The sequence below is a fragment of the Inconstantimicrobium porci genome (assembly GCF_009696465.1).
GTDB classification, from domain to species: domain Bacteria; phylum Bacillota; class Clostridia; order Clostridiales; family Clostridiaceae; genus Inconstantimicrobium; species Inconstantimicrobium porci.
The window spans coordinates 395231-407867 of sequence record NZ_VULX01000001.1; the positions used below are offsets into that span (position 1 = coordinate 395231).

Consider the following 12637-nt stretch of genomic DNA (forward strand, 5'->3'; position numbering starts at 1 on the left):
ACTTTTATTTGATACTATTTTCTTCTTGAATTTCTCTTTCTTTCTGCTGAATCTAAAATTGCCTTTCTAATTCTTATACTCTTTGGAGTAACTTCAACATATTCATCTGTATTGATGAATTCAAGACATTGTTCAAGTGACATTTGTACTGGTGGTACAAGTTTTAAAGCATCATCTGAACCTGATGATCTCGTATTTGATAAATGTTTCTTTTTACATACATTAACATCAATATCTTCAGCTCTTGAACATTCTCCAACAACCATACCAGCGTATACATCGACTCCAGGTCCTATGAATAATGTACCTCTATCCTGAGCATTAAATAATCCATATCCAATTGAAGTACCAGGCTCAAAAGCTATAATTGATCCTCTTGTTCTGCCCGGAATTTCTCCCATGTATGGCTGATAACTGTCAAATACATGGCTCATGATACCATTACCTTTTGTATCTGTTAAAAACTCATTTCTAAATCCAATAAGACCTCTTGCAGGAATCTTGAACTCTAATCTAGTATACCCATTAACTGCAGATGTCATATTTACCATTTCTGCCTTCCTAGGTCCAAGTTTTTCCATCACAGGTCCCATAAATTCTTCAGGTACGTCAATAGTTAAGAATTCAACTGGCTCCATTTTCTTACCATCTATTTCATGTAAAATAACAGTAGGTCTTGTAACCTGGAATTCATATCCTTCTCTTCTCATTGTTTCAATAAGAATTGATAAATGTAATTCCCCTCTACCACTTACCTTAAAGCAGTCTGGTGAAAGTTCATCTACTTTTAAACTTACATTAGTTTCAAGTTCTGACATAAGTCTATCTCTAAGATGTCTTGAAGTAACGAAATCTCCTTCTTTTCCAGCGAATGGTGAATCATTAACAAGGAAATTCATACTTAATGTAGGCTCGTCTATATTAACAAACGGTAATGCTTCTGGACAGCTAGCATCTGCAATTGTTTCACCAATATTAGCATCAACTACTCCACTAACTGCAACGATATCTCCTAGTGATGCTTCTTGAGCTTCTTCTTTCTTTAAACCATTGTATGTATAAACATTTGATATCTTATAATTTTTCTTAAGTCCATCAGGTCCTACAAGCGCAACATTCTGGTTCTTAGTCACTTTACCTCTTACAATCTTACCAACAACTATCTTACCAACATATTCACTGCTTTCTAGGCTTGTTACAAGCATTTGAAGCGGCTCGTCAATATATCCTGTTGGTGCAGGAACATGTTTTATAATAGTCTTAAATAGTGGTTCCATAGTTGTACTATCATCATCCACTTCATATTTAGCTATACCATCTCTAGCTGAAGCGTAAACTATTGGGAAATCAAGCTGATTATCATTAGCTCCAAGTTCCATGAATAATTCAAATACTTCATCTATAACTTCTTCTGGTCTAGCGTTTGGCTTATCAATCTTATTTATAACAACTATAGGATTTAATCCTAATTCCAAAGATTTTCTTAAAACGAATTTAGTCTGAGGCATTGGTCCTTCATACGAATCAACTACAAGAAGAACGCTGTCAACCATCTTAAGTACACGCTCAACTTCGCCACCGAAATCAGCATGTCCTGGAGTATCTATAATATTAATCTTTACCCCTTCATGGTATACTGCTGTATTTTTAGAAAGAATTGTAATTCCTCTCTCTTTTTCAAGATCATTAGAGTCCATTACTCTCTCATTAACTTGTTCATTTGCTCTAAACACATGACTTTGTTTTAATAAAGCATCAACTAAAGTAGTCTTACCATGGTCAACGTGGGCAATTATGGCTACATTTCTTATATCATCTCTAGTAATAAGTTCCATTTTAATTCCTCCATTTATTTTTTACAAACAAAATTGGATACAAAACAGTATCCAATTTGCTATTATCAATTCTAATATTAGTTTAAGTAAAAGTCAATTTATTTTATAAATTATTACAATAGGAAACAATATTTTAAATTTCCATTATAATAGGTAAAATCATTGGCTTTCTCTTAGTTTTTTCATATAAAAATGCTCTGAGTTTTTCTCTTATTTCAGATTTCAATGTAGCCCAATCACTTATATTCTTAGCTTCACATTCTTGGAATACATCTTTAACAATATCTTTTGCATCTTCCATCAGAGCTTCAGATTCCCTTACATAAACAAATCCTCTAGATATTATATCTGGTCCTGCAATTATTGTACCTGACTCTTTTTCAATAGTTGCAACTACAGTCAGAATACCATCCTGAGATAAATGTTTTCTATCTCTTAATACAATGTTACCAACATCACCTACTCCAAGTCCATCAACAAATACCTGACCTGATATTACAGTACCGCTCTTCTTTATACTATCTCTAGTTACTTCAATAACATCACCGTTGTCTCCAATAACTATATTGTCTTTAGGCATTCCTACAGTTTGAGCAAGTTCTGCATGCTGTTTTAAATGTCTGTACTCGCCATGAACTGGCATAAAGAATTTAGGCTTAACAAGTATCTGCATTAACTTTAGTTCTTCTTGACACGCATGACCTGAAACATGTATTCCTTCTGATGGTCCATAAACTACATCTGCACCCTTTTTAAATAGTAAATTAATTATCTTAGAAACAAGTTTTTCGTTTCCTGGTATTGGATTTGCAGAAATAATTATTGTATCTCCTGGAACTATAGTAACTTTCTTATGCTCACCTGAAGCCATTCTAGCTAATGCTGACATAGGTTCGCCCTGACTTCCAGTTGTAATTACAACTACTTTATCATTTGGATATTTGTTTATATCATCAATACTAATAATAGTATTCTTCTCTACTTTAAGATATCCTAGTTCAATACCAACCTGAACTATATTCTCCATACTTCTTCCTGATACAGCCACTCTTCTTCCATACTTTTCAGCAGCTTCAACTATCTGTTGAATTCTATGAATATTTGAAGCAAATGTTGCAACAAGTATCCTACCTTTAGCTTTTCCAAACAAATTGTAAAGATTCTGTCCAACACTTCTTTCTGATAGAGTATATCCAGTTCTTTCAACATTTGTACTATCAGCAAGCATCATTATAACACCTTTTCGCCCCAATTCAGCAAACCTTGGTAAATCCATGATATCCCCATCTATAGGAGTATAATCAACTTTAAAATCTCCTGTATGAAGAATTATTCCTAAAGGAGTATGTACAGCAATTGCACACGCATCAGCTATACTATGAGTTGTTTTAATGAACTCAACAGACATAGTATCAAGCTTAATTGTGTCTTTTGGCTGTATCTTTTTCAACTCTACTACACTTAAAAGATTATGTTCTTTAAGCTTAGTTTCTACAATTCCCAATGTTAATTTTGTTCCATAGACAGGCACATTAATTTGCTTTAAGAAATAAGGTAATGCACCAATATGATCTTCATGACCATGAGTCAAGAATATTCCTTTAATTTTATCTCTATTTTTTATCAAGTAAGAAATATCAGGTATTACAATGTCTATACCAAACATGTCTTCTTCTGGGAACTTTAATCCACAGTCTATTATTACTATTTCATTCTTATACTCTATAACAGTCATGTTCTTACCAATTTCATTTAGACCGCCAAGAGGTATTATTTTTATCTTCTGCTTTTCTCTTTTTGTAGCCGACTTTCTTCTTGTCTGACTTTTATGCTTTACATTTTTTTCAGTATTAGCCTTTATAACAGCTTTTTTTTCGACTACTACAGGCATCCCCTCTGCCTCTTCAACTTTAGTATCTTCATCCAATACTTTTGTATTTATTTTTTTCAGTTCTTTTTTTCTAATCTTTTCCACTTTATCATCAAGTTTGTATTCAATTACATTATCTGATGTTACAGTTTTTCTAACAGTATTGTTTTTTCTTTTGTGAATATATTTTTTATTCTCTAACTTTTTTGTATTATTTTCTTCTATACTTGTATTATTTATCATCTCTACACTCACTACATAGCCCAAAAAATTTTACACTATGATCCTTTATTTTAAAATTATATTTTTTCTGTATATCCTTCTCTAATTCTTCCAGCAAATCGTCTTCAACTTCAATAACTTTACCACATTTACTACAAACAAGATGATGGTGCCTATGCACCTCATCTTGATGAGCAAGTTCATATCTACTGCATCCATCATTTAAATCCAGTTTATATATTATACCCATCTGTTCAAGTAACAAAATAGTCCTATATACTGTAGCAAGGCCAATTTCAGGACATATTTTCTTAACTTCATCATATATTTCTTCTGCAGTAAGGTGTTTTCCCTCACTAGCTATGATTGTATCAACTATTGATCTTCTCTGAGGAGTAAACTTATATCCTTTTTCTTTTAAATCATCTTTAAGTTTTTGTATATCTTTTAAACTTATTGTTGCCATATATAACAACACCTCACCTAATAAACGTCTTCTGAAAACAATGTATTATAAGCCTCTGCAACCATTTCGAACTCATTTTCATCTTCTACAGTCTGAAATGCTTCGCTACCATCTTCTTCTTTAACAATCTTAAGTGCAATAGCTAGCTCATCATCTTGTGCATCCATAGGTGATACTATTACGTATTCATCTTCTTCAATATCGAATTTGACAACCACCTTAAATTCTGTTTCAGTGCCATTTTCATCATAAAGCATAATTGTATCAATATCGTTATTCATATTAGTTCTCCTTATCCATTAATTTTTTTCATTTGATATTCTATCAAGATATCCTTGTAAAATATAAGTTGCTGCTATCTTATCAACAATCTTTTTTCTTTTTTTCCTTGAAAGATCTGCTTCCAACATTGCTCTTTCAGCTGCGACTGTAGTAAGTCTTTCATCCCATAATACTATTTCAGGTGAAAACTCATTTTTAATTCTTTGACAAAGGTCTTGAACCATTTCGCCAGTTTCACCTATAGTTCCATTCATATTCTTAGGTAAACCTACTACTATTTTATCTACACCATATTCATCATATATTTTTTTAATAGCTTCAACATCTTTAGTAAAGCTTTGTCTTTTTATTGTAGTAATTCCCTGTGCAGTCCAGCCTAAAGGGTCACTAATAGCTACTCCAATAGTTTTACTTCCAACATCTAACCCTAAGATTCTCATTTGTTCACTCCTTAAGAAAAAAGAGTGTCAAAGGACACTCTTTACTTTATTTCTAAATAAAATTTTATGACCTCTTCTAAAATTTCATCACGCTCTAATTTTCTCACTAAAGCCCTTGCTCCATTATAGTTAGTGATATAAGTAGGGTCTCCTGAAATTAAATAGCCTACAAGTTGATTAACCGGATTATAGCCTTTTTCTTTTAGAGAGTTATAAACCTCCGTAAGAATTGTCTTTGTCAAATCCTTTTTATCTTTTGGAAAATCAAATTGCATTGTATTTTGCATATTATCGTTATTCATAATAACTTCACCCCCTAAATTAGAAGCTTCTGAACTTGCTATTATTTTTTCTATCTCGATAGTAAGTTGTTCCTAATTGATAATCATTTCTTTTATTATACATTATATTTTATATTTTGTATACTATTTGATTAATTTTTTTACTATTTCATCCACTTTTGAAACTGCTTCATCAAGCTTAGCAATATCTTTTCCACCAGCTTGTGCCATATCCGGTCTTCCACCACCGCCGCCGCCTGTGATAGCTGCTACATCTTTGATAATTTTACCACAGTGGATTCCCTTTGATAAAATATCTTTTGTTGCCATAGAAACAAAAGATACTTTTCCGTGTGCTGCACCTCCAAGTACAACCACACCACTTCCAATCTTATTTCTAAGTTTATCACATAAATCTCTTAATGCATTTCCATCCACATCATCAACTCTTGCTGCAAGTACTTTTATACCTTCTACTTCTTTAATGTTGTTTAATATATCATTTTCACTACCAGAAGCAATTTTGTTCTTTAATTCAAGTATTTCCTTATCTTTCATTTTTAATTCATTAAGCTGTTGTTCAATTTTTTTAACGATATCCCCATCAGCACATCTTAAAGATGAAGATATAGACTTTAATTCTTTTTCTTTGCTATTTACAAAATTCATAGCTCCGAAACCAGTTAATGCTTCGATTCTTCTAACACCTGCAGCAACACCGCTCTCAGAAATAATCTTAAATAATCCTATTTCTCCAGAGTTCTTAACATGTGTTCCACCACAAAGTTCTTTAGAATAATCTCCAACACATACAACTCTGACGTCATCAGAATATTTATCATCAAATAATGCCATAGCGCCAGTCTTTTTAGCTTCTTCTATATTCATTACCTTTGTTTCAACATTATATACATCCATTATATTTGAATTCACTATTTCTTCCACCCTCTTGATTTCTTCTTCAGTAAGTGCAGAGAAATGTGTAAAGTCAAATCTCATACCATTTTCATCAACATAAGACCCAGACTGATGAACATGTTCGCCTAATACTTCTCTTAGTGCTTCCTGAACCATATGAGTTGCTGTATGGTTTTTACATATGTCTTTTCTTCTCTTTTCATCTACGATAAGTTTTACTGATTCTCCTTCATTTAATGTTCCTTCTGTAACAGTAACAAAATGAGTAATCTTTCCGCCTACATTTTTCTTGCAATTAGTAACCTTTGCTTTGCAGTTATCAGTTATAATCATACCAGTATCTCCAACCTGGCCACCCATTTCAGCATAGAATGGTGTAACTTCTGTAAATACATAACCACTTTGTCCTGCAGTTAAAGTTTTTGTGAAATCTTCATCTGTTGCCATTACTGTAACTATACTTGTAAGTTCAGTTTTATCATAGCCGTCAAATACAGTACTTAATGATGCATCAACTTTATTCATTGGCACTTCATCAGCACCCATATATGAAGTCTTTTCTCTTGCTCCTCTAGCTCTTTCTCTCTGCTCCTGCATCGCTTTGTTAAATTGTTCCATATCGACCTTTAAGCCTTTTTCTTCAACTATTTCTTCAGTAAGCTCAAGAGGGAATCCATAGGTATCATAAAGCTTAAACGCATCTTTTCCATCCAATATAGTTTTTCCTTCTGAAACTGCTTTATCCATATAGTCTTTAAGTATATCCATACCAGTATCAATAGTTTCATTGAATTTTTTTTCTTCTATTGTAATCATCTTTCTGATATAATCAGCTTTTTCAACTAATTCTGGATATCCTTCTTTATAGCTTTCTACAACAAGATCTACAACTTTATATAAAAATTCATCCTTCATACCAAGAACTCTACCATGTCTTGCGGCTCTTCTTAAAAGTCTTCTAAGAACATATCCTCTTCCTTCATTTGAAGGCTGTATACCATCACAAAGCATCATAGAAACACTCTTGACGTGATCTGTGATAATTCTTAATGAAACATCATCTTTATCGTTCTTTCCATATTCTTTACCAACAATCTTGCAGATACCATCTAAGATATTTCTTACTATATCAATTTCGAATATATTATCAACATTCTGCATGATAGTAGCCATTCTTTCAAGACCCATACCTGTATCTATGTTTGGATTTGCTAATCTTTCATAGTTCCCTTCACCATCACCATCAAACTGAGTAAATACAAGGTTCCAGAATTCTATTATTTCATCATTGTCTGACGCTATAACAAATTCATCAACATTATTAACTTTTACCCCTGCTTTATTATAATGAATTTCTGTACAAGGACCACAAGGACCTGAACCATGTTCCCAGAAGTTATCTTCTTTTCCTAATCTAAAAATCTGGCTTGGTTTTATATCTGTCTTTGATGTCCATATATCATATGCTTCATCATCATCAAGATATATAGTTACAAAAAGCTTATCCTTAGGAAGCTTAAGAACTTCAGTTATATATTCCCATGCCCATGGAATAACTTCATTCTTAAAGTAATCTCCAAACGAAAAGTTGCCAAGCATTTCAAAGAACGTACCATGTCTTGATGTCTTTCCTACATTTTCAATGTCACCAGTTCTAATACACTTCTGGCATGTCGTAACTCTCCTTCTAGGAGGTTCTTCAACTCCTGTAAAGTAAGGTTTTAATGGTGCCATACCTGCATTAATAAGCAGTAAACTTTTATCGTTCTTTGGAACTAAAGAGAATGACTTCATTCTTAAATGTCCTTTACTTTCAAAGAAACTTAAATAGCTTTCTCTAATTTCACTTGTTTTCATGTAATTCATATCTTTTCCTCCATATAATTTTTAACAAAAAAAATCGTCCTTATCAAAAGATAAGGGACGAAATAACTTCCGCGGTACCACCCTAATTATGTATTTTACTACATCGCTTAAAAACATAACTCATAGATAGCTTCAACAAGATAATCTTAGAAGTTTGCACCGTACACTTCCTCTCTGCAAAGACTATTTCTTGTCTACTCATTCTATTCACCGTTAATATTTAATTTATGATAAAATTATATTCCAAATGATTTTTTTCGTCAAGGTATTTAGTAAAGATAGTAATTGATATCATCTAAAATCTGTTTTACCACTACACCAAGAGGAACAGCCAGTATCATTCCTGCAATACCGCCAATCTTTTCTCCAATAAGCAAAAGAATAATAACAGTAATCGGATGAATTTTCACACTGTAAGCTGTAATTAGTGGTGATAATATATTACCTTCTATCTGTTGGATTATAAATATACATATAGCAGTCCATAATGCTGCACTTTTTGATTTAATCAATGCAACAACAATTGCTGGAATAGCTCCTATTACGGGTCCAAAATAAGGCACCAGGTTAAAGAGCCCATTTAAAGCACCAAGAAGCATAGGAAGAGGAACCCCTATAATAAAAAGCACTAAAAAAGTTAAAATAGATACTATCATGCTAAGCATAAACTGACTAAAAATATATTTTTCTAAAATACAATCTATATTGAAAGATATTTTATTAATAAGCTGTCTGTATTCAGGTCTAAATAAATTTAAAATTCTTGCAAATATGTTATTTCCATCAATAAGAAAATAATACATAAGCAGTGGTATAATAGCTATTCCAAGAATATTTTCACCAATTTCAATATATTTTTCAAAATCCACTCTAACTATTCTAGAAACACTATAATTAATCTGCTCCTGAAGATTATTAATGGCTGTATCTATAAATTCATTATTTATGCCTAACTTCATTTTAATCATATCTAGCATCTTATCTGCATCGTCTAAAACGCTGCCTATATTGCTCCACTCTTTATACAACGTATTTATTGTAAAATATATTGTAAGTATAAAGAAAACTGAAATTATCAAAATAATTATAATAGCAGCTATCCTTTTATTAATTTTTTTAAAACTCGTCATTTTTCTATATAATGGCTTTACAAAATAAGCACATATAAAAGAAATTATAATAATATTAAAAATACTTCTAAACTTAAATAATAAAAATATAACTGTAATAAATGATAAAACAGCTATTACTATACACAAAAAAGATTTTAGCCTCTTATTTTGAATTTTCATTAAGCATAACCTCCTCTGCCTTATGAATAACACTGTTAAAAGTTATATGGCCATTCCCCTTATCAAGTATATATTCATCTCCCAATATAATCTCGCTGAATGGAATAAGAATATTGCCGCTTTTAATTTTATTTTTCAATCCACTATAACAGATAATTCCTTCTAACTCCATTGTCTGTTCACCTATAAGAACATCAGAGACATTACCTCTTAAAATACCATTCTTATCATAAACATTTTTCATAAGAATTCTATCTAGATTTATACCATACGGACTTGATATCCTGCCTGCAATTATTTTACTGCCTATAGAAATAATATCATTATAAGCTACATACTTTTTTTTAAATATTCCAAAATGATTTATCATTAAACTTTTAACCTTTTTATCCTTTAAATCTACCAGTATTCCACTTACAACACCAAGTTTCTTTCCACCAATGAGAAATACTTCTTTGTCTATAAAATCTCGAGTTCTGTACATACGTTTCACATCCACACTATTTTTTAATAGTTTATCCCAATATTGGGAAAACATACGTAAAGAAAAAACGTTATTAAAAACTTCACTGTTCTTAATAACGCTTTTTTTATATCATTAAACTAAATAATTCTTTTGTATAAGGCTGTGATGGATTCTTATATATGTTTTCTGCATCATTTATTTCTACAATTCTGCCATTATTCATTACTGCAATTTTATCACAAAAATAAGTAACAACATTTAAATCATGCGAAATAAAAAGAATAGATATTCCTTTCTTCTTATTTAAATCATTAAGCAGATTTATAATCTGGGCTGCTATAGATACATCAAGAGCAGATATAGCTTCATCAGCAATAAGCAATTTTGGTTTAAGCATCAAAGCAGCACCTATGCATATCCTCTGTTGCTGCCCTCCACTAAGTTCATGTGGATACCTATTATAAAATGATTCATCAAGCCCTACAAGATTAAGCATATCAATCACTTCTTTTTTTCTTGAATTATCATTTCCTATTTTATGAACCCTCAATGGTTCTTCCATTATCCATCCGATTCTCTTCATTGGATTAAGAGCACTTTTAGGGTCTTGAAAAATTATCTGAATATCTTTTCGTATATCCTTCTTCTTATCTCTAACTGATATACCATCAATAGTTATTTCTCCGGTAAAGTTTATTAGATTCAGTATAGCTTTTGAAAGCGTTGACTTACCGCATCCACTTTCACCAACAATGCCAAATACCTCACCTTTACAAACTTCAAATGAAACATCATCTAAAACCCTAGTTTTTCCACCTTTAGAAAAAATGCCCTTACTTCTTTCTTTATAAAAATTTGAAACATTTCTAACACTTAAAAGCAAATTTGATTTACTCATTTTTAGAATCTCCACCTTTTTTCAAACATCTGTAATAGTGGCTTTCGCTTACACTTATTATATTGGGTGAGTTACTCTTACAAATATCGCCTGCGCACTGGCATCTTGATGCAAAAACACATTTAGTAGTATTATCATATCTATGTGGAACATTTCCCTTTAAACCGCACAAATGCTTTCCTCTATTTTCAAAAGTAGGTATACAACTTATCAATGCTTTTGTATACTCATGCATAGGGTTATTAAATATTTCATCACTTCTACCACATTCAACAATTTCACCACAATACATTACCATTATCCTGTCACATATATTCTTAATTATTGATAAATCATGAGATATAAACAATATAGACATATTGTATTCATTTCTGAAATCTTTAAGCATTTTAATCACCTGTTTTTGTATAGACAAATCAAGTGCTGTAGTAGGCTCATCTGCAATAATTAGATTTGGATGGCAGATAACAGCCATTGCAATCATTACTCTCTGTCTCATACCTCCAGATAATTCAAAGGGATAAAGGTTGTATACTTTTTCCGGTGATTTCAGTCCTACTTTTCTCATCAACGAAATTGTTATTTCTTTAATTTCTTTTTTATTTTTATCACAATGAAGTTTCAGCGTTTCTGATATCTGCCTTCCAATTTTAACAGTTGGATTTAATGCAGTAAGTGGCTGCTGAAAAATCATTGAAATTTCTTTTCCTTTAATTTTTCTTGCATCATCATCAGAAAGACTTAGAATATTTTTATCTTTAAATCTAATACTGCCATTAACTATTTTCACATGCTCAGGTAGAAGATCAGCAACAGCCAATGCAGTAGTACTTTTACCACATCCCGATTCACCAACCAGCCCGACTATTTCGCCTTTATTTATTTTAAAACTGACATCATTAACAACATTATAGCTGTTCTCATCATTTTCAATACTTAAAGTCAGATTTTGAACACACAATAAATTCTCACTCATTTTTTACTCCATATTATATACATATTTTTGAGATAATCCGTCTCCAATATAATTAAAACCAATAACAGTTATCATAATCATCAGTCCTGGTGATAATGCGCACCAGGGAGCATTAAATAAATATGGCTGCGACTCAAACAGCATCCTTCCCCAGCTTGGATATGGAGGCTGTATACCAAGCCCCAGATAACTCATACTCGATTCAGCAAGTATAGATTTAGATAATCCAATAACTATAGAGGGCATCAGTGATGTCATAATATTGGGCAACATATGAACAAATAATATTCTTAATTTTGATGCCCCGAAAACCTGCGCACTTCTTATATATTCTTCATTTCTGCATTTTAATGTCTCATTTCGTGATATTCTTGTAAAACTAGGTATAAATATAACGCTGAGTGCTAATATTATTGTATACTTTTGTTTATTCATTACAGACACAAGTACAAGTGCAAGCAAAATACCAGGGAATGAACTGATTGCATCAATTATTCTCATTATTATTTCATCTACTATGTAATGAGAATAACCTGAAAACATACCGAGTACAGTACCTATAACACTGCTAAATAAGACAGTTAAAACTGATACTATAAAAGTAAATCTTGTTCCTGCAATAACTCTGCTAAATACATCCCTTCCTAAATTATCAGTTCCCAGTATATGACGAATACTTGGAGAAAGTAATTTTTCATCTCCATTAATAAGATTAATATCATATGGAACATAAAAAACACTTATAATTATTATCAATAAAATTACAGCTATTATAACCTTCCCAAATTTCAGTTGAAAATTAGACTCTTTTTTCATAATCTATAC

General features: G+C 31.6%; 12 protein-coding genes and 1 other annotated feature. All 12 genes read right to left on the bottom strand.

The genetic code is table 11. From position 1 onward, the window contains the following. Positions 1–14: 14 nt before the first annotated feature. Complete coding sequence (typA, locus tag FYJ33_RS02020) at positions 15–1835, bottom strand: translational GTPase TypA (protein ID WP_154530090.1); 1821 nt, start codon at positions 1833–1835, stop codon at positions 15–17. Between the two features lie 133 nt (positions 1836–1968). Next, the gene (locus tag FYJ33_RS02025; RefSeq protein WP_154530156.1) at positions 1969–3726 is read right to left on the bottom strand and encodes a ribonuclease J; all 1758 of its coding nucleotides are present in this window, start codon (positions 3724–3726) and stop codon (positions 1969–1971) included. Positions 3727–3937: 211 nt separating this feature from the next. Continuing rightward, positions 3938–4393, bottom strand: a complete 456-nt coding sequence (locus FYJ33_RS02030; protein ID WP_154530091.1) for a Fur family transcriptional regulator — start codon at positions 4391–4393, stop codon at positions 3938–3940. Between the two features lie 17 nt (positions 4394–4410). Beyond that, entirely contained in the window at positions 4411–4674 is a 264-nt protein-coding gene (locus FYJ33_RS02035) for a DUF1292 domain-containing protein (RefSeq protein ID WP_154530092.1), read from the bottom strand. A gap of 18 nt (positions 4675–4692) precedes the next feature. Beyond that, a complete protein-coding gene (ruvX, locus tag FYJ33_RS02040; protein ID WP_154530093.1) occupies positions 4693–5115 on the bottom strand; it encodes a Holliday junction resolvase RuvX in 423 nt (140 codons plus the stop codon). Positions 5116–5156: 41 nt separating this feature from the next. Next, the gene (locus FYJ33_RS02045) at positions 5157–5417 is read right to left on the bottom strand and encodes an IreB family regulatory phosphoprotein (RefSeq protein WP_154530094.1); all 261 of its coding nucleotides are present in this window, start codon (positions 5415–5417) and stop codon (positions 5157–5159) included. A 123-nt stretch (positions 5418–5540) separates the two neighbouring features. Beyond that, positions 5541–8180 (bottom strand): alanine--tRNA ligase, encoded by a 2640-nt coding sequence (gene alaS / locus FYJ33_RS02050; protein ID WP_154530095.1) that lies wholly within the window; start codon positions 8178–8180, stop codon positions 5541–5543. A 50-nt stretch (positions 8181–8230) separates the two neighbouring features. Next, positions 8231–8400: a binding site (T-box leader), on the bottom strand. A gap of 49 nt (positions 8401–8449) precedes the next feature. Then, positions 8450–9472 (bottom strand): AI-2E family transporter, encoded by a 1023-nt coding sequence (locus FYJ33_RS02055; protein WP_154530096.1) that lies wholly within the window; start codon positions 9470–9472, stop codon positions 8450–8452. Continuing rightward, complete coding sequence (locus FYJ33_RS02060; protein ID WP_206046588.1) at positions 9456–9956, bottom strand: PRC-barrel domain-containing protein; 501 nt, start codon at positions 9954–9956, stop codon at positions 9456–9458. Before FYJ33_RS02060 ends, FYJ33_RS02055 begins: the two co-directional genes overlap by 17 nt. A gap of 106 nt (positions 9957–10062) precedes the next feature. Next, positions 10063–10836 carry an ABC transporter ATP-binding protein gene (locus tag FYJ33_RS02065; protein ID WP_154530098.1) on the bottom strand — a complete coding sequence of 258 codons (774 nt, stop codon included), beginning with the start codon at positions 10834–10836 and terminating at the stop codon, positions 10063–10065. Continuing rightward, entirely contained in the window at positions 10829–11812 is a 984-nt protein-coding gene (locus FYJ33_RS02070; protein WP_154530099.1) for an ABC transporter ATP-binding protein, read from the bottom strand. Before FYJ33_RS02070 ends, FYJ33_RS02065 begins: the two co-directional genes overlap by 8 nt. A 3-nt stretch (positions 11813–11815) precedes the next feature. Then, positions 11816–12628 carry an ABC transporter permease gene (locus FYJ33_RS02075; RefSeq protein ID WP_154530100.1) on the bottom strand — a complete coding sequence of 271 codons (813 nt, stop codon included), beginning with the start codon at positions 12626–12628 and terminating at the stop codon, positions 11816–11818. Between the last annotated feature and the right edge of the window lie 9 nt (positions 12629–12637).

Excerpts from the sequence above, each read along its gene's own strand:
- FYJ33_RS02065 (WP_154530098.1), bottom strand. The coding sequence starts at position 10,836 with ATGAGTAAATCAAATTTGCTTTTAAGTGTTAGAAATGTTTCAAATTTT.
- typA (WP_154530090.1), bottom strand. The coding sequence starts at position 1,835 with ATGGAACTTATTACTAGAGATGATATAAGAAATGTAGCCATAATTGCC.
- FYJ33_RS02025 (WP_154530156.1), bottom strand. The coding sequence starts at position 3,726 with ATGCCTGTAGTAGTCGAAAAAAAAGCTGTTATAAAGGCTAATACTGAA.
- FYJ33_RS02075 (WP_154530100.1), bottom strand. The coding sequence starts at position 12,628 with ATGAAAAAAGAGTCTAATTTTCAACTGAAATTTGGGAAGGTTATAATA.
- FYJ33_RS02055 (WP_154530096.1), bottom strand. The coding sequence starts at position 9,472 with ATGAAAATTCAAAATAAGAGGCTAAAATCTTTTTTGTGTATAGTAATA.
- FYJ33_RS02045 (WP_154530094.1), bottom strand. The coding sequence starts at position 5,417 with ATGAATAACGATAATATGCAAAATACAATGCAATTTGATTTTCCAAAA.
- alaS (WP_154530095.1), bottom strand. The coding sequence starts at position 8,180 with ATGAATTACATGAAAACAAGTGAAATTAGAGAAAGCTATTTAAGTTTC.
- ruvX (WP_154530093.1), bottom strand. The coding sequence starts at position 5,115 with ATGAGAATCTTAGGGTTAGATGTTGGAAGTAAAACTATTGGAGTAGCT.
- FYJ33_RS02070 (WP_154530099.1), bottom strand. The coding sequence starts at position 11,812 with ATGAGTGAGAATTTATTGTGTGTTCAAAATCTGACTTTAAGTATTGAA.
- FYJ33_RS02030 (WP_154530091.1), bottom strand. The coding sequence starts at position 4,393 with ATGGCAACAATAAGTTTAAAAGATATACAAAAACTTAAAGATGATTTA.
- FYJ33_RS02060 (WP_206046588.1), bottom strand. The coding sequence starts at position 9,956 with ATGTACAGAACTCGAGATTTTATAGACAAAGAAGTATTTCTCATTGGT.
- FYJ33_RS02035 (WP_154530092.1), bottom strand. The coding sequence starts at position 4,674 with ATGAATAACGATATTGATACAATTATGCTTTATGATGAAAATGGCACT.